Annotated in this window: 19 protein-coding genes; 15 read left to right on the top strand and 4 right to left on the bottom strand. The window is 33.9% G+C overall.

What is annotated here, in order from left to right; translation table 11 throughout:
- The first annotated feature begins 3 nt into the window (after positions 1-3).
- On the top strand, positions 4-615 hold the full coding sequence (locus KUV80_RS03995; protein WP_222461375.1) for a CDP-alcohol phosphatidyltransferase family protein: 612 nt from the start codon (positions 4-6) through the stop codon (positions 613-615).
- Positions 602-2,029, top strand: a complete 1,428-nt coding sequence (locus KUV80_RS03990; protein ID WP_222461374.1) for a dihydrolipoyl dehydrogenase family protein — start codon at positions 602-604, stop codon at positions 2,027-2,029. The genes KUV80_RS03995 and KUV80_RS03990 overlap by 14 nt, the downstream gene beginning before the upstream one ends.
- Positions 2,030-2,064: 35 nt before the next feature.
- On the opposite strand, the gene KUV80_RS03985 is transcribed toward KUV80_RS03990, so the two are convergent.
- Complete coding sequence (locus KUV80_RS03985; RefSeq protein ID WP_222461373.1) at positions 2,065-2,745, bottom strand: Crp/Fnr family transcriptional regulator; 681 nt, start codon at positions 2,743-2,745, stop codon at positions 2,065-2,067.
- A 112-nt stretch (positions 2,746-2,857) separates the two neighbouring features.
- On the opposite strand from KUV80_RS03985, the gene KUV80_RS03980 reads away from it, so the two are divergent.
- Positions 2,858-3,106 carry a glutaredoxin domain-containing protein gene (locus KUV80_RS03980; protein WP_222461372.1) on the top strand — a complete coding sequence of 83 codons (249 nt, stop codon included), beginning with the start codon at positions 2,858-2,860 and terminating at the stop codon, positions 3,104-3,106.
- A 399-nt stretch (positions 3,107-3,505) separates the two neighbouring features.
- Here the strand turns inward: KUV80_RS03980 and KUV80_RS03975 are convergent, their stop codons facing one another.
- Both KUV80_RS03975 and KUV80_RS03970 read right to left on the bottom strand, forming a co-directional pair.
- Positions 3,506-3,832 carry a thioredoxin family protein gene (locus KUV80_RS03975; protein ID WP_222461371.1) on the bottom strand — a complete coding sequence of 109 codons (327 nt, stop codon included), beginning with the start codon at positions 3,830-3,832 and terminating at the stop codon, positions 3,506-3,508.
- Positions 3,833-4,001: 169 nt separating this feature from the next.
- On the bottom strand, positions 4,002-4,529 hold the full coding sequence (locus KUV80_RS03970; protein ID WP_222461370.1) for a hypothetical protein: 528 nt from the start codon (positions 4,527-4,529) through the stop codon (positions 4,002-4,004).
- 189 nt (positions 4,530-4,718) lie between these two features.
- Between KUV80_RS03970 and KUV80_RS03965 the strand changes: the two genes are divergently transcribed.
- Positions 4,719-5,435 carry a GDSL-type esterase/lipase family protein gene (locus tag KUV80_RS03965; protein WP_222461369.1) on the top strand — a complete coding sequence of 239 codons (717 nt, stop codon included), beginning with the start codon at positions 4,719-4,721 and terminating at the stop codon, positions 5,433-5,435.
- 255 nt (positions 5,436-5,690) lie between these two features.
- Here KUV80_RS03965 and KUV80_RS03960 read toward each other — a convergent pair whose 3' ends face one another.
- Positions 5,691-6,539, bottom strand: coding sequence for a DNRLRE domain-containing protein (locus tag KUV80_RS03960; protein WP_246625019.1), 849 nt, complete (start codon positions 6,537-6,539; stop codon positions 5,691-5,693).
- Between the two features lie 162 nt (positions 6,540-6,701).
- Here KUV80_RS03960 and KUV80_RS03955 point away from each other — a divergent pair, with 162 nt between their 5' ends.
- The 11 genes from KUV80_RS03955 to KUV80_RS03905 all read left to right on the top strand — a co-directional run bounded on the left by KUV80_RS03955 (position 6,702) and on the right by KUV80_RS03905 (position 17,269).
- Complete coding sequence (locus KUV80_RS03955) at positions 6,702-6,995, top strand: hypothetical protein (protein WP_222461368.1); 294 nt, start codon at positions 6,702-6,704, stop codon at positions 6,993-6,995.
- A gap of 65 nt (positions 6,996-7,060) precedes the next feature.
- Positions 7,061-9,061: an RHS repeat domain-containing protein gene (locus KUV80_RS03950; protein ID WP_246625018.1), complete on the top strand. Its 2,001-nt coding sequence runs from the start codon at positions 7,061-7,063 to the stop codon at positions 9,059-9,061.
- Between the two features lie 828 nt (positions 9,062-9,889).
- Entirely contained in the window at positions 9,890-10,483 is a 594-nt protein-coding gene (locus KUV80_RS03945) for a hypothetical protein (protein WP_222461367.1), read from the top strand.
- A gap of 161 nt (positions 10,484-10,644) precedes the next feature.
- Positions 10,645-11,160 (top strand): hypothetical protein, encoded by a 516-nt coding sequence (locus KUV80_RS03940; protein ID WP_222461366.1) that lies wholly within the window; start codon positions 10,645-10,647, stop codon positions 11,158-11,160.
- A 230-nt stretch (positions 11,161-11,390) separates the two neighbouring features.
- The gene (locus KUV80_RS03935; protein WP_222461365.1) at positions 11,391-12,062 is read left to right on the top strand and encodes a hypothetical protein; all 672 of its coding nucleotides are present in this window, start codon (positions 11,391-11,393) and stop codon (positions 12,060-12,062) included.
- A 238-nt stretch (positions 12,063-12,300) separates the two neighbouring features.
- The gene (locus tag KUV80_RS03930) at positions 12,301-12,771 is read left to right on the top strand and encodes a hypothetical protein (RefSeq protein ID WP_222461364.1); all 471 of its coding nucleotides are present in this window, start codon (positions 12,301-12,303) and stop codon (positions 12,769-12,771) included.
- Between the two features lie 175 nt (positions 12,772-12,946).
- Positions 12,947-13,387 (top strand): YybH family protein, encoded by a 441-nt coding sequence (locus tag KUV80_RS03925; RefSeq protein WP_222461363.1) that lies wholly within the window; start codon positions 12,947-12,949, stop codon positions 13,385-13,387.
- Between the two features lie 691 nt (positions 13,388-14,078).
- Complete coding sequence (locus KUV80_RS03920) at positions 14,079-14,903, top strand: hypothetical protein (RefSeq protein WP_222461362.1); 825 nt, start codon at positions 14,079-14,081, stop codon at positions 14,901-14,903.
- 260 nt (positions 14,904-15,163) lie between these two features.
- Positions 15,164-16,168 (top strand): serine hydrolase domain-containing protein, encoded by a 1,005-nt coding sequence (locus KUV80_RS03915; RefSeq protein ID WP_276516585.1) that lies wholly within the window; start codon positions 15,164-15,166, stop codon positions 16,166-16,168.
- A 121-nt stretch (positions 16,169-16,289) separates the two neighbouring features.
- The gene (locus KUV80_RS03910; protein WP_222461361.1) at positions 16,290-16,718 is read left to right on the top strand and encodes a hypothetical protein; all 429 of its coding nucleotides are present in this window, start codon (positions 16,290-16,292) and stop codon (positions 16,716-16,718) included.
- A 134-nt stretch (positions 16,719-16,852) separates the two neighbouring features.
- The gene (locus KUV80_RS03905; RefSeq protein WP_222461360.1) at positions 16,853-17,269 is read left to right on the top strand and encodes a DUF4304 domain-containing protein; all 417 of its coding nucleotides are present in this window, start codon (positions 16,853-16,855) and stop codon (positions 17,267-17,269) included.
- Positions 17,270-17,435: the final 166 nt, after the last annotated feature.

The raw sequence follows: 17,435 nt of genomic DNA, 5'->3' as shown, positions 1-17,435 counted from the left end.
AGAATGCTAGACACTCATGCTCGAAAATTTGTACAACCTATAATAGAAAAAACAGCCCTAGGGTTATTAAAAGTTAAATTAACACCTAACCAGGTAACGTGGATAGCATTTATTATTGGAGCCACTTCAGGATTGTTTATTTATCTGGAGCTGCCTTATATAGCTATTCTTGTATTATGGCTATCTGGATTTTTAGATGCAGTGGATGGGACGATGGCCCGTCTAACTAAATCATCTCCTTGGGGAACAGTGCTGGATATTACTTTTGACAGAATCGTTGAAATCAGCGTTATCGTCGGATTGGCAATCGCTTTTCCCGAATCCCAACTAGCACTTTTGCTGCTTAGTGTTTCCATTATTATCTCCATGACGATCTTTTTGACAGTCGGAGCAGTGAGTGAAAAACAAGGAATGAAGTCCTTCTATTATCAAGCGGGTTTGGCAGAACGTACAGAAGGATTTATATTATTTTCACTTATGATCTTGCTTCCAGCCTATTTAACTGTGATTACTCTCCTTTTTTTCATCATTGAGTTATACACGGCTCTGCAAAGGATGCTTGAAGCAAAGCGTATTTTAACAAAAAAGGAGGGAAATTCCATTGAAAAAATATGATGTAGTTGTCATTGGTGGAGGAGCTGGTGGACTAACCGTTGCATCTGGTGCGAGCTCATTGGGAGCGAAAGTGGCCCTGATTGAGAAAGAGCAGCATCTTGGTGGAGATTGTCTTCATGTAGGGTGCGTCCCTTCAAAAGCTTTTATACAAGCAGCAAAAGAGGTTTACACTGTAAGAAAAAATGCGCAAAAGCTTGGAATAGAAATATCCGGTGAAGTGAATCTACGAAAAGTAAATGAACGCGTTCAACAATCTATAGATGTGATTCAAGAACATGACAGTGATGATAGATTTGAAAAAATGGGAGTCGACCTTTATAAGGGAGTAGGGCAGTTCACATCAGATCATACGGTATCCATTAATGGAGAAGAAATTTATGGCAAAAGAATCGTGATTTCAACGGGTTCACGTCCTTTTGTTCCACCTGTCAAAGGGCTACAAGAAGCAGGATATTGGACGAATGAGCAAATTTTCAAACAAGACAACCTCCCTATAGATCTATTGGTGATAGGAGGAGGTCCCATTGGATTAGAGCTCTCACAAGCTATGGCAAGATTGGGTTCAAACGTAACAGTAGTAGAAAGAAGCGACAAACTGCTCACTACTGAAGATGAGACGATTCAAACCGCTGCTCTTGAAGTCCTGAAGTTAGAATTATCCATACTCGTTAGCTCAGAAGTGAAATCAGTCGTGGTGACTGAAAATGGAAAAAAGCGAGTTTCCATCGATAAGAGCGGGGAGGTTATTGTTTTAGAAGTTGATGAAATGCTTATGGCCGTTGGAAGAAAGCCTAACAGTGACCAACTTGAACTAAAACGAGCAGGTGTTGAACAGGACAAGCGGGGGTATATTCCAACAAATGAAAAGCTACAAACGAATATTCCACATATTTATGCGATTGGTGATATAAATGGTAAATACCCCTTTACACATGTAGCTGGGGAAGAAGGGAAAACGGTTGTCCAAAATGCGGTTCTTGGTATTCCGAAAAAAATGAACTACAAGCAAATTCCTTGGATCATCTATACCGATCCTGAAATCTTTCATATTGGAGTAACAGAAAAGGAAGCTTCAGAAAGAGGAGAGACATTCAATGTTTATGAAGTGCCATTAAATGAAGTTGACCGGTTTATAGCTGATCATGAAACGAGTGGAATGGTAAAGATCATAACAGATAAAAAAGGAAAAATAATGGGAGCTCATGCGCTTGGTAAAGGAGCGGGAGATTGGATGCAAACCGTTATCCTTGCAATGAAAAAAGGAATAAAGATTGGGGACCTCTCACAAATGATATTCCCTTATCCCAATCATGCTGCTGCCGTTCAGCGTACAGCGGATGTCTATTGGAGAGAAAAGTTGTTTAATGGCCATGTCCCCAAAATAACGAAAAAGTATATAGAATGGTTTAGATAAGCAAAAATCCACTGTACTCATGCACAGTGGATTTTTTATAGTTCTTCCAGAATTTCAGACGTTTTATCTGCATGTATGGAAAATCTTAATCCTTTTTTTATGATTCCTTCTTTTTTTAATTGGCTCAATATCGCACTTGTAGTTTCTCGCGTAGACCCAATCATATTTGCCATATCAGCATGAGTAAGTTTCATATCAATCGTTTGCCATTCTTTTTTTCTTTTTCCCGTCTTCTCACTTAACTTCTGCAGCAAATATAAAAGCCGGTACTTCACGTCACTTAAAGCGATTTTTTCGCTGAAGCTATAGATTTCTTTTAAACGATTAGAAAGGATATTGATAAATTTCAATGCGATCTTAGGATTCTTTTCAATGAAGTTCTCGAACTCCCTTTTACCTAAGACGCATAAGTATGTATCTGCCATGGCTTCCGCGTATATTTGATCATCTGTCAGTGCAAGTGTGGATGTTTCTCCAAAAATATTCCCACCCGTCAGGACATCCACCGTAAATTGTTTCCCATGATGGTTCATTCGGTATAACCGTACCTGACCTTCCTTTAGCAAGAACAAAGCCTTCAGTGGGTTGTCTGGCGTTAAAATTAAAGTCCCTTTTCTTACAGGCTTCATTTCACTTAATTCATCAATGACTTTCAGTTCGTCCATGGGAAGTTCATCAAACAAGCTAATTTGTGACAATAACAAGAGTTTATCCACTTTAATAACCCTCCTTTCTTGAGTTAGTAATATATATAACTGTAATCTACCTTACTGATACTGTCTATGAAAAAGAGTATGATCTGTTTTAGGAGGAATAGGAGGAATTGTGATGAAACCCATATTATATATGATAGATGGTTGTATGGAATGTTATAAAGCTAAACAGCATTTAACCAATCTTCATTATTCTTTTATAGAAAAAAACATAATAAGCGATCCAAAAGCTTCATTTGAACTAAAAAAACTGATTGGAGAGATAAATACTCCAGTCTTTGTAGATGATCATGTCTTGTTAAAAGGTAGAGATATATTATTTATAGGGGACAGGTGGGATTTTGATGGATCAAGTAGCCGTTAAACAGAAAATAAGAAATGCACAAAAGGTAATGGTTTACCAAAAGGATGAAATCGAAAGTTTTTAATCAGTGCAGACATATCCTCAAGTACTTAAAGATCTCACAACCCGTACAAAAGGATAGAACCATTAAAAATAGTAAACGGCATAAAAACTTATTAACATAAGGAACCATCTGTACACCTACTGAAATAAAACAGAAACCGTTAACCTTTCTGAAAATACAGGAAAACTGCCTGGATGTTAAGGAAAAGAAGTAAAATATCATCAAACTCGCAAGATAGGTAAGAAACAGCATGACAAGTTGAGAGTAAAGAACCATAGGTCTTCTCCAATTAATATATTTTGATCTGATCTAAAAGAGCATAACCACCTATGGATAAGCAGTTATGCTCCTACAAATTATTTTTTTGAAACATATATGGAAAGAAATTCTGTTACTTGTTCTGGTGTTTTAGCATTTGCACTGTGCAAATGACCAAGTTTTTCACCATTTTGAAATACGAGTAAGCTTGGTATCCCCATTACATCCAATGATTCCGCGATATCTGGAAATTTGTCCTTATCTATTTCAAAAAATTCGATCTGAGTTAGTTCCTCAAGTACTGAAGGCAGGAATATATCCAATCTCTTACAATCTGGACACCAATCTGCAAAGAACTTAATAACAACCGGATGTTGGCTATCTATTATCTGATTAAATTGCTGTGATGAATTTATTAATTTCATTCTTTATACCTCCTAGTATGGTACATATCTTTGTTCTTCTTTACCGTACATTGATTTCTTGCTTTTTTCTGTAATCTTAATTACTTTACTTTCTTTTTAAAAGTTACATCGACTTATGCAATAAAAAACAGCAACTACATTCGCTGCTGTTTGTTGGTTATACGATTCTTTAATTGAAATAAATGATATCAGGATCTGCTGTGTTCAATTGTTTTGGAAATAGTAAACCTTTTGTATAAGGTGATGAAGTGTTGCCATTCATATAATGATAGGCTGTCTGTGCGTAAAACAGTTTAGCGTCTCTTACATTTCTCCGACCTGCTACAATGTCATTCAGTATGTTTAGAGCAAGAAAATTCATTGCTTCTTTGTCACATTTAGCAGATGCTTCTCCTTTAGTTCGATCTAAATAAACACTTCCATCGTACTGGGCAACTTCATCATACCTATTCGGTGGCACTCGGTAATCAATAACTTGTTCAATAAAATCTAAATGAGGGGTAGGAAAATTGTGTCGGACGGGATCTCTGTAAACAATTGTTCGTTTCCAGGGTCCATTGTTGTACCAAATAAGTCTACTCTCTGTTGCTTCATCAGGATAGCCATATTTTTTTATCATTGTTCGAGCACCTTCAACTTGCTTATCATTCCATGTTTGTAAGATTTCATTTACATAATTTTGATACTCCTGTGTCAACAATATCCCTCCTTAACCCTTAGAAAAGTGTATTTCTTAATTCTTTAAGCGTTCATAATCATTTTTAAATATATTCGTTTTGTTTGAAAACTTACCAAAAAAGGTATGAATACAAAATGTTGATCAAACGTGTTAGAAAACGTCATCTGCTGCAACTTAGTACGTACAACGAGAAGGTGAGTGTTAGTAATGAAGAAGAGACTATTGATTATGGTTTTAAGTGTAGTTATCATTTTGTTTGGAATTTTATTTATCAAATCACTAAATGAAAAAGAAATGGTCGTAACCGCATTGGGAGATTCATTGGCTTATGGGGTAGGCGACACAAATGATAATGGCTACCTTGGCGATGTAAAAGAGAGATATGAAGCAGACACGGGGAGAACGTTAATTGTTGAAAATTTTGGAGTACCAAACGATACAAGCACGGACCTCTTACACCGATTGGAAAACAAGAGAATAACTAAATCAGCCATGCGTTCTAATTTTGTTTTAATCAATATTGGAACAAATGATTTCTTAAAAAGCACTGATAAATTAACTACATTTAATAAGCCTGAATTAATGAAAAACGAAGAAATTTATAAAAATAATTTAAATAAAGCATTGAACATCATTCAAGATGAAAATAAACAGAAACCTATTTATATATTAGGGATATACAACCCAAAAGTAGAAGGTACAAATGATTCGCATATTAACGAAGCCATTCAAAGCTGGAACCAAACCACTAAACAAGTAACGGAGTCTAGGTCAAATGTAGCCTTTATCCCAACGAATGATATCTTTCAAAGTAAAAACAAAAAAGAATACTTTTCCGATGTACTTCACCCCAATAAAAAGGGATACCATTTAATAGCTAAAAGAGTTCACGATACCTTAACAATAAATTCAAACTACCAATAACATAAAAACTTAAAAATTATTGAAATCATTCTGCTTCTTCACAAATGGCAATAGCAGATATTTATTGATTTCTTCATGCGAAAGAAAAATGATTAGTGAATATTTTAACAAATAATTATAACAGGCATATTTTTCAATTCTGCAGAAAAACAACGTTGAAAGATTACCTCCTAGCAGCTGGTATTCATATTGCTTAAAGTTCTTAAAATCAAATTGAATATTAAGCAAGAAAGGAGCAGCCCATTGTATACGGAATCAGAAGGAAATGTACTCATTTTTATTGAAATAAACGAAGTACAAGAAATTTTGAAAGGTTAAGAAAGGAATGGCAGCTTTATATCCGCCTCCGATTTTTTCTCCAAAAATATGACGGGTGTTATCTTCATCAATTAAGGTAATCGGTCCACTCCCTGAATCAACGATTAACCATTCAAGATTTGTAATCCATCCATAGCCGAATAAACCTTTAAAAGAAGATTTTCGGCTATTATAAATTCGGGTCAGACTTACTTCATGACCACGTCCCGGAATTGTCACATCTGTTTCCTGGTAAACAAGATTTCCATTGGAAGGGTTTACACCATCTTTTGTGGTCATCCAAAATGATTCCAAACCAATAGCTGCCACCGTATAGTTAATAGTCAATCGTGGGGTGTTATTTCCACTATTAACCGTATTGAACGAGCGATAAGGAGATGATGCTTCATTCTGCTGTTTTAACATCATTCCATAGTTGGCTTGAACCCCGTTATACCAATCTCTCGCAAGTTTCGTAATATCCCATTGCCAATAAGCATTGGCCGTATTACTCGTTGTCGTTGCTTCGGGTTGGCTGGCAATCGAAGGCTGCGTATTCCAAGTAGTGTTGCTGTTCCAATCACTTGAAATTCGATAGAGATCAATCGTCGCATTCGTTTCATCAAATTTCGTTTGATATGCGTTAAAATTTGCGCTTTGAATAACGCTTTCACTTGGAAGACTTGGCAAATAAAAACGCACCAATGAACGTGTGGCTCCGTTTATACTATGGTATCCCGTCATCATATACGTTTGGCTGGACGCATACGAATCCGGATAGCCAGTAGAAATAAAGTTGTCACGCAATACATCCCAGTGATTGATCGTTGGGTCAATCGTGACCGGGTATTGTGTCTCTGAATCCTCTAAAAACGCTTGGTCAGCGATTACATCAACAAACGTTTTGCCTTTTTCTTTACGTAGCTCAAGAGAAACTTTTTCAGAATATTTGCCTTTTGCGTCCGTCCAATGGCTTTCGTGTATGACGTTTCTGGAAAATTAACAAAAGTACAGGATGCATCTGGAAGGGCAACGACCCTTGCATACGGGACAAATGGATATGTATCAAGTGTAACCGATCCCGCAGGTCGGACAAAAAGCTATGAATATGATACTTCCGGTAATCTCACAAAAGTGACCGATCCTGAAGGCAAAGCAACAACTTTTACGTATGACACGGATCATAAGGAACTACTGATTGGGATTCCGCAAATGATTTCGATAAAACGGCTGCAGACTGGCAGCATATCGCGGCAGAAGTAAATCCGAAAAAAACTTTCAATTCAATCGATGTGTACTATTACTATTACAATCAATCAGGGACAGCATTGTTTGATGCCATGCGGTTAGAAATCGGGGCGTTGATTACATCTAAAACGTATGATACTAATGGCAACTATGTGACAGGTATTAAAGATCCAATCGGTAATACTGTTTCGTTCGGCTATGATACTGTTGGGAACCAAACAAGCGTGAAAGACGCTAAAGGACAAACAACGTCGTTTGAGTACGATGGACGTAGTTTAATTACAAAATTAACAGATGCAAAACAGGGTGTCACTACATACGGTTACGACGGAAACGGAAACCGTACAACGGTAACGGATGCCAAACAAAATGTAACGAAATACGATTATAACGAGTTTAATCTTTTATCGAAAAATACGAATCCATTAAACCAGGTCACACAGTTCGAGTATGATCGTAATGGAAACCAAACGAAGATGGTCTATCCTAAGGGTGATTCCATTTCAAACACATATGATGCCTTGAACCGAATCAGCGGCTTATCCGTAAACGGCACTAAAAAATGGGATTATGGTTATGATGTAAACGGTAACATTACTTCGGTAACGGACGCATCTGGTAAACAAACAACTTTTGTGTACGACAAAAATAATCGTCTTTCCCAGGAGGCTAAAGGATCAATTAAAACCGAGTATAGTTATGATCCGAACGATAACCTGACTTCCGTGAAATTCACGGGAGGAACAACTGTTTCAACAGAATTTATCTACAACAAGCTTGACCAGCTGATCGCATTATCACGAAATGGAACCAACCAAGCGAAGTTTGTCTATGACGAGCGTGGAAACATGACGTCTGTTAAACGGGCAAATAACGCATATACTGCATTACAGTATGATGCTGTGAACCAGTTAAGCGAGTTGAAAAACTACAAGAAAGACGGAACCGTTTTGGATTCGTACAAGTACAGCTACGATCCGAACGGGAACCAGACAAGTATTGTAACAGATAGAGGCACCGTTTCGTATGAATACGATTCGTTGAACCAGTTAACCAAAGAAACATTAACGGACGGGACAACGATTTCATATGAATACGATGCAGCCGGGAACCGTACAAAGAAAACTGTGACAAAAGCAACTACGACGACCACCACGTATACGTATAATGCCGGAAATGAGTTGACAACTGTCAATGGACAGGCATATACGCATGATCAAAACGGTAACTTAACCAATGACGGTGAAAAAACATATGTATACAATGAGGAGAATCAACTCATCGAAGTGAAAGACAAAACTGGTAATTCCCTTGCGAAGTTTACTTACGACCATGAAGGTAAACGGACAAGTATGACTAAATCTAGTGGCACAACCTACTTCCATTACAATGGAGATAAGGTTATTGCTGAAACCGATGCAAACAATGCTATTATTGCAGAATATACTTGGGATGCCAATGATAATCCATTGACAATGACTAAGGGTGAAACAACGTATTATTATCATATCAATGGACATGGAGATGTCACTGCACTAACAGATTCTAACGGGTCTATTGTTGCCGAATATCAATATGACGGATGGGGGAACATCATTTCTCAAACTGGTACAATGGCATCAGCTAATCCATACCGTTATGCAGGTTACCGATTCGATGAATCAACAAAATTGTATTATTTGATGGCTCGATATTATGACTCTAATATTGGTAGATTTATTTCGAGAGATACATTCCATGGTTTTGAAAAGGATCCATTAAGTTTAAACCAATATGCTTATACAAAAAACAACCCTGTTTTGTATGTTGATCCTAGTGGACACTATTCAACAACCAAATATTGGTGGGGTTGGCGCATAAAAGTTAGCCATAAAGAAGTAGAAGATCTTGTTTTAGCAATTGAAACTGGATTTGCTGCATCTTCAGGGGTAGCATGGTTCGTTTACAGGATGGTTCCAAAACAATGGTATATCTTAGGATCGGCAATTTCAATTGCAGCTTTAAAAAGCTATGATAGACTTGGTAGTCCAGGTTTAAGATTATATGTGCCTAGAGTTGGAACTCCGTGGCTTTTACCCTAATAAATGATAATACAATAGAGAGGATGCTAATATGCATAGAAAGTTGATTGTATTATATATTTCATTGCTAATCATTTCTATTATAATTATTGGTATTCGTATTAAAAATAATATGAATAATTTAGACTGGTTAATTGTATGTATTTTTTTACTAATTGCAATAGTTACTTTTTATTTAAAAAAAGAAAAATAGTTTTAAAGGCTTTAGATTGTTGAGAAACTACTGATTTTCTACTAATATGATTTAAAAACTAACTTAGCCAACCTTTTTGAAAGAGGGTTGGCTAACTTTTTTATGTTCTGATTGAATTTGAATAAAATAAAAGAAAATGCGACATTAAAAATGCAACTCGTAAATTAAGAAGCAGTGAAAAATATCGGAGCAAAAATTTGCATTTGTTCACAAAAGAAGACGATTACTAACACGTAATCGCTCTTCACATACTTAAGAAAAAGGTACTATTTTATAATTTAGTTATTCCACGAACGGGTGTATTTCATCAAAAAGGAGAGGAATTACGAATAAAGTTCAAATACTTACAGCAGCAGTAACAGCAACTGTAATGATTGTTATAAGTGATGGATTAGATAGATGGAAAAGAGTAGCTCTTAATCTAGGAACATTTTTCCTAACTTTAGTATTGTAAAGCTGATTCAAAAGGCTAGAGCCAAAAAGTAAGTAATTTTCCTAGCATCTAACTATTATATTACTTAGTTCCTTATTCAACAATCGGGTGCATTTCTTCAATAAGAAGTGTGCTTTTTTATTTTGGATTATATATACTATATGTAAAAAAATGTTAAGATCAAAATGAAGGGGGAGAACAATTGAGCCGTTTATTAACCTATTTAGTCATTATAAGTTTTTTAGTTGTGATTACAGGTTGTTTGCAAGCTTCACCTGCAATTTCAGAAAAGAGAAAAGACCACGAACCTGAAAATAGTGGATTACCAAAGGAAGAAAATAAAGATAATAAATTTACCTACCTTGAAGATCTAACGCCAGAAAAGATAAAAAAGTATAGGTTGTTTGTAAAAGACGGGGAATTAAAGCACCTTACAAATTTTAAACCAGAAGAAATGGTTTTAATTTACTTAAATTTAGTAATGAAACACAAAGTCGAATTAATAAAATTATTAACATATGATAATGGAAAACTCCCCCAACTTGAAGAATTTAATCAGCAGTATGAGGAATATTTAGCCGAATTTTTGGAAGAAGTTTACTTAATTTATAGATACTATGATTCTATTAAAGAGACAAAACAAAATAGAAATATCAACGAACGTGTAGTACATATCAACATTAACTACGGCAGCCAATCAAAAGGTGTAGCTTTTGGCTTAAAGAAAGAAGATAACGTATGGAAAATGGACTTGTATCATCTGATTTTATCGAAAAAAACAAAAAAAGCTAAATGAGATCTTTGGAAAGTTTTTGTTCAACAATCGGGTGCTTATCTACAATAGGTAAGTGTCTTTTTTATTGAAATAAAAAGATTGAGTTAATCACCTGATTTTGAAATAATTGGTATTAAGTATTGGTGCAGGATTGTGGAATAGGTGTAGAGAGGAATGAGTTTGTGAATACGGGACGCCGATTTTTAATGATTAGCTCGCTATTATTTTTTGTTTCTATTTTACTTCTATTATCAAGTTGTTCCCTCTTACAAAATAAACGGGTTATTGTTGCCGATACACCTAGCACAGATTTATCTGAAGAAAATATTGATGGAATCTTTTTAGGTACAAACATAAAAGAAAGCAATTTTATAAAAGGATTTAAGATTAAAAATGATGGCTTAAATTCATACAATCTAGATAATGATAAGTACGGTATCCTGACTAATAATGAAAAGGAGATAACTTTTATAACAGGAAATGAAACAATTAAAACCGGCAAAGGAGTAAATCATGGAGACTCCATTAATCAAGTAATCAAAAAATATGGTAAAAACTATTATGAATACACTGTACAAGGTGTTCAAACAATAGGATACGTTGACCATAAAAATAAATGTAAAATTGACTTTTGGTATGTCAACAATAAGGTAATTGATATAACCTTATCGAATGAAGATGTTGATCCAATTCTCTAGAGGTTTGAGGATTTATATTTACCTTCTGAACAATTACTGTTTCTTCCGCAATGGGGTGCATTTCTGTAATAAGAAATGTGCCCTTGTTTTATGAAAACGGCTAGATAGTGGAATAAGACTAAATTGAAAAATTAAATTCTACGTTAAATTACTGGTAAAAAAATGTGCTAACAGACGGAGATCCAAATGATAAGATAAAAGAAATTAAAAGGATTTAGGGGCGATTTTATATGGATAACTGGAGAAACAATACAATTTGGTTCGAACAAATACCAGATAATCTTCAGGCTAACTTAGACTTAAATGAAGATAAATTTAATGAGATGCAGCTTGAAAACATTGAGTATTTAACTCTTTGGTATCATAAAAAGAATAAGCTAGGCAATTTTATTGGTATTCCTAGTAACCTCTTCTATCTTGAATTTAACTGGTCTAATATACAAGATTTCCTTGGAATAGAAAAAATGAATAACTTAAAACGTTTAGAATTACATTATTGTACTAAATTACAAAATGATATTGGTTTGTCAGGATTAGCCGATACGTTAGAACATTTACATATTAATCAATCAAAAAAATTTGTACCAAATATAGAATTATTCTCTCTGAAAAATCTTCGGGTACTGTGCCTTAATTCTTGCGGCACTCTTGAGAATTTGAATTTTTTATATCAATTACCAAACCTAATTGACTTTAGATTTGTTGATACCAATGTGTTAGACGGTAACTTATCACCAATCTTACATCATCCAACAATCCGAAGTGTAGGCTTCTTAAATAAGAGACATTACAATATTAAAGATGATAAGATGGACGCTTTATTAAAGGATAAAAATGGAGGAGAAGGATTTAAAGCTGTTATCAAGTATGGAAAATATGAGACTTTTAGATATATTTATTAACACAATTGTATTTAACGATCGAGTGCGTTTCCTCAAGAATGCGATATTTAAGTTTTAAAGAATTAAATTAAGGATGGGGAATTATCTATTAGCAATTTTAGTTGCTATTGTTGGTTGCTTTGGGGATTACTTACAAAGGATTCTGAAAAAGATTCCCTTCTTTTGTGAGTTTTCCACCTACACACTCCCAACAGTATAAACCATATATATTTTAAACCTTATAAAAGGTGGGATATCTTTGAGTAGTTTTCGTTATATTTCCAAGTTTCATCAAGTTGATATAGAGGCTGTGATTTCAATAATATTTTCGTTTTTTACTGAAAATGATATTATTTTATTCAGTTTTATCGAAACTAATTTAGAATATGAGAGCGTTGAAGATAAGGAGTTTATTATTAAAAATAAATTGTATAAAAGTAATCAGTGGATTTTCCCCGAGGAAGAACCATTTTATATTCCGAATATAATTTGGTATAAGACAAAAGGCAGAGAGGATATTAAACGAGCAATAGCAATCGAAAGTTTGTTTAGATGTATCATAATGCCAAAGGGATTAGATATCATACATTTTATTTATTTCATCTATATAATTGAAGATTATGATGGACCAGTTTTATGTGTATATGATAAAATCAATGATTTTAATGACAGAGTGCTGCCAAAAATACAATCTTATTTGGGTGATTGTAAAATAAGTAAAAGTATATAAAGCTAAATTTTAACCTTTAGGTGAATATCTCTCCACAGGTGCGTTGATCCAAGGAGGACTAACGCACTTTTTAATGGAATTTATTAAACAAACGAGCAGGATTGTTGAAGAAGGAAAAGAGGGTTAATATCGAAAAAAATAAACAAACTTAACCTTTTTTAAAGGAGATGACTTTATGACAATTGGTATTAGTATAGTTCAGGACGTCCTTGAAAATTACAAATGTGCCGTTTATGAAAAAGATGCTGAAAAATTCTTATCTACCTATGCTGCAGATGTACATATTTATGATTGCTGGGGAAATTGGGAGTGTAAGGGTATTTCTTTATGGAGAGAAAATGTGATTGAGTGGTTTAATGGTTTGAGTGAAGCCGGAGATTTATTAAAAGTAGATATTAATGATTTAACTATTGAGGAAAATACTAATGTTGCATTTGTTCATTGTGCTGTTACGTTCACTGCTTACAGAGAAAAATCTGGAGAAAAACTTCGTCAAATGACAAACCGTTTTACATTTGGCTTAAAAAAAGTAAATGAGTCTTGGCTCATAACACACCAACATTCATCATTGCCAATTGATATGCAAAGTGGAAAAGGTATGTTTGACCTAAAATAATAGATTAGAGTAGTAAGGATAAGAAATAAGAAAGTAATTTCAGATATTAACTCTTTTTATTCCAAAAAAGGGTGCATTTCTATAAAGAAATGCACCCTTTTTCCTTAAGGTGGGGCTGCTAGATACTATTGAATAATCTCGTAAAAAAGTTAGATTTAATCGACAGAAAAGTTACTAAGAGTGTCATTCTTAATGAACAAGCTTAGCAGGATTATTGAATAAATGGTATTCAGAACCTTTAGGATGGAAAGACAACACATTTTTATCAATTTAGACATAGAAACTAATGACATAAAAGTGATGTCTTAAAAACCTAGAAAAAACACGATTTTAATTCTAAAGACAATACATTTTTGTCAATTATTAATGACATAAATGTATTGTCTTTTTAAGTAAATGACAAGAAAGAGTTGTCTTTATAAGTAATGATTATACTGTTAGTTTTATATTGAAAGTAAAAATTATAAAGTGATGTATACACCGTTCAAATAAAGTAATTATTCAACAAACGGGCCATATTGTGGAATAACTCATTGCCTAAAGTTGAATAATTTGAAATAATTGGAATTGAGAACAGGTATGTCTATGTATTAAAAAAGTAGCCTTGGCAGTATTTCTGGTACATATAATTTTTGAGTCTATTACATGTGTATAAAAGGTAAGGAAATTAATTAAAGAAAAGGTGAAGAGATTGACTACAATACAAGAATTGTATAGTGGTTTTAGTGTTGATCACTGGTTTGAATACGAACCTTGGGATGCCCATTATGTTAATTTTGAGCCCAGTCTCATATATGCTGCACATAAAATCGGAGATGTATATTATGCCTTTAGTAATGCAAGATCCTATCTTTCAGATTTTGATTGTGACAATTTTGGTCAGTTGATATCTACAAACGACGATATACACCTCAAATACATAAGATCAAAGTTTCTACAAAGTGCATTATCCTTTTATAACTACGCTATTGATTTATCTTGGCAAGTTGTATGGTTTTACTTAGGAGATAACTCCTATTTATTTATGGAAAAACAAGATTACTACAATAAATATTCTGGGTTATGTACCTTTCCTAGCCTACTTGAGGTTATTGCTTTAAGGGGAAGGGAAAGTTTCAGGCAACACCTAATCTCCTTTAATAACAACCCATTAACTCTTGAAGTAAGACAATTATACAACTATGTGAAACATAGAGGTAGTCTAGACACAAGGGGGTTAGGCGAGCGGTATAATAATATGATGATGGGGTTCGTTAGTAATGGGCAAGAATTCGTCCCTAAAATGATTACGAGAAAAGAATTTGATTTAGAATTATGGAAAGAAAAATTAATTGAATTTGATAAATTGTTTTTCAATTATTTTAACCAGTTAATGTTATTAATTCTTCCACAAAATTATCAAAATGCTCAATATGATTTTGACTTATCCATGAATCACTGCCAAAAGAGGCTAGATTTTAGAAGAAATGAAATGGAAGAATATGAAAAAAGATTTATTCAAACCTTCTCTGGATAAAGCTTCTATTTGAAAGGTATCTCTAATTTCTTCTCTCAATCTTATTATTAAAGGTTTTTCCTCTTTTATTGAGGACATTTTACTTATAGGAAGATGTTAATTAATAAAAAACAATTAACTGTTTCATGAATTTAAATACAATCTTAACGGGGGCTACAGCTAAAGATTAGGCAGCTTGCCCCAATACTTTTTCTTTATTCCACAAACGTAGCAGGATTGTTGAATAAGTAGTAGAGTAATTAACGGGAGATGTAGAAAAATTGTCTAAAAACTATCAAAGATTAATTTCATATGTAGAAGAAATAATGGAGCTTAATCATAGCAGTGCTTCTTCGATTGTTGTAATAAAGGAGAACGAAATCATATTAGAGCACTATAGTGGCTATCATTCTAATTTGGTAAGTTCAACACCGATTACAGAAACCTCTGAGTTTAACGTAGCATCTGCAAGAAAGAGTTACTTAGGATTAGCGGTAGCTTTTGCTTTATATGAAAATAAAATTAAAAGTCTTGATGACTATGCAATAGATTATTTCGACGAATACGATAAGGGATTGCTTGCAAACACAACTCTAAGGCATTTAGTTACTCATTCTCACGGATTACACCAGAAAGATGATGGAACTATTTTTAGAGAGTTCGACTCAGGCGAAGGGTGGGCTTACAGAGGAATTAACATATTAATGATGACAAAATTAATAAAAAAGCTTTATGGAAAGAGTTTTCCCGAGTTACTTAAAGAAAGAGTATTTTTACCATTAGGTTTTAAAGAAACTGCTTGGTATACAAAACCTAATAAAAAACTGGTGCAAGTTATTGATAGTCCGAACGAAGCTGCAACATTTAAATTAGGTAGTTCAGATGATGGCAGTGACTCAAACCTGCATACCACAGCTCGTGAGTTTGCTTTATGGGGTAATCTTCATTTGAATAATGGATTTGTAAATGGCAAACAAATTGTACCAAAAGAAGTTATAGAATTAGCTAACCAAGTACAAAACCCAATTTACAAAGATAAAGATACACCACAAAACGGATTGTTTTGGTATGTACAAGATACACCATCCCTTAAAAGCGAAATAGGAGAGAGGGTGCCTGAAGGTTCTTATCAAATCTTAGGTATAACTGGACCAACTCTGTTAGTCATTCCTAAACATAATCTTGTCGTGGCAAAAATGTATAATAAGAGGTATAACTACGGGGGAGACAACTACCTTCATTATTTAAGAGAGTTCAGTAATATAGTAGCAGATATATTCAAATAGAAATTCACTCATTCTTTACTATATATTTTTCTTCTACTATCGGGTGCATTTCCTTAAGAAGGAGAAGTGCTCTTTTTATTGAATAAAAGTAGACTAATTAAAAAAAGGGGAGTCTTCCAACATGCCTGAACCTAGTATAAGAATGACAAAAATATGGGAAGACGTTGATTTTTATGAGATAAGAATGGAATTTGAAGGTAACTACTGCAGCGTTCTTATAGATTTTTACACCACAAATGAAGACCTTGAAGAATTTAGACAAGGGATTGAAAATTTTTCAAACCTAAACATGACTGAATTCAAATGGACATCAGGTAATGACATAGAAAATGTCACTCATTTCTTATCCCTTAGATTTTTCAAACATAATGACAGAGGACATATTGGGATAGAGATAATAGCCGATAATAAAATGGAAAAACCATATCACATGCGGTCAAATTTCTTTATTATTACTGAACTTAATCAGCTAGATGACTTTGTTAAGAAACTAAAAAGCCTAATTAATGAGGAAATTATTGAGTTAGAAAGCATAATTCCAACAAATTAAAAAAAAATTTAGTTGAGCTTGTAAACTCGCAGAGTCTTTATTCCATAAACGGGTGCATTTCTTCAAGAAGTGGAAATGCATTCTTTATTGAATTCAAATGTTTAAGCAATCATAAAAATGAGGAGAGCAATATAATGTCATCTAATGAAAGAAAGAAAATGGATGCAGCCTTAAAACAGGTAGTAATACCAATTTTGAGAGAACAACGATTCAAAGGTTCCTTACCGCATTTTAGAAGAGTCAATGAAAACAATATTGATTTGATTACCTTTCAATTTAATAGATGGGGTGGCTCATTTGTTGTTGAGCTAGCAACGTGTCCTACAGAAGGCACAACAATGTATTGGGGAGAAATTATTCCGCCCAATAAAGTAAATGCTCATCATATAGATGATCGATATAGATTAGGGGCGAGTTCTTTAGAAGAAGATGGCATATGGTTTAATTACGAAAACGTTATGACAGAGGAAGATTATGCAAAAGTTGCAGAAAATGTCCTCAAACTACTTAAAACATCAGATCAGAATTGGATTACCTCACTATTCCAATAGTTATTCGACAATAGGGTGCGATTGTTGAAGATAAACAGGAAAAAATCGTTTGATATTTGTTGATCCAAACTGAAATATATTTTATTTAGTTGGACTAAAAATCGAGCAAGATAATGAAAAAACAGTGAAAAAAAAGTAGAAAGAAAAACGCAGAGGGTGCTAAGAA

It is taken from the genome of Fictibacillus nanhaiensis (assembly GCF_019801215.1).
Taxonomy (GTDB): domain Bacteria; phylum Bacillota; class Bacilli; order Bacillales; family Fictibacillaceae; genus Fictibacillus; species Fictibacillus nanhaiensis_C.
This window is presented reverse-complemented; position numbering and strand designations above follow the sequence as displayed.

What these genes read in the sequence shown, in the direction of transcription:
- KUV80_RS03995 (WP_222461375.1), top strand. Translation starts at nt 4, where the DNA reads ATGCTAGACACTCATGCTCGAAAATTTGTACAACCTATAATAGAAAAA.
- KUV80_RS03980 (WP_222461372.1), top strand. Translation starts at nt 2,858, where the DNA reads ATGAAACCCATATTATATATGATAGATGGTTGTATGGAATGTTATAAA.
- KUV80_RS03975 (WP_222461371.1), bottom strand. Translation starts at nt 3,832, where the DNA reads ATGAAATTAATAAATTCATCACAGCAATTTAATCAGATAATAGATAGC.
- KUV80_RS03965 (WP_222461369.1), top strand. Translation starts at nt 4,719, where the DNA reads ATGAAGAAGAGACTATTGATTATGGTTTTAAGTGTAGTTATCATTTTG.
- KUV80_RS03955 (WP_222461368.1), top strand. Translation starts at nt 6,702, where the DNA reads ATGGCTTTCGTGTATGACGTTTCTGGAAAATTAACAAAAGTACAGGAT.
- KUV80_RS03935 (WP_222461365.1), top strand. Translation starts at nt 11,391, where the DNA reads ATGGATAACTGGAGAAACAATACAATTTGGTTCGAACAAATACCAGAT.
- KUV80_RS03925 (WP_222461363.1), top strand. Translation starts at nt 12,947, where the DNA reads ATGACAATTGGTATTAGTATAGTTCAGGACGTCCTTGAAAATTACAAA.
- KUV80_RS03910 (WP_222461361.1), top strand. Translation starts at nt 16,290, where the DNA reads ATGCCTGAACCTAGTATAAGAATGACAAAAATATGGGAAGACGTTGAT.
- KUV80_RS03905 (WP_222461360.1), top strand. Translation starts at nt 16,853, where the DNA reads ATGTCATCTAATGAAAGAAAGAAAATGGATGCAGCCTTAAAACAGGTA.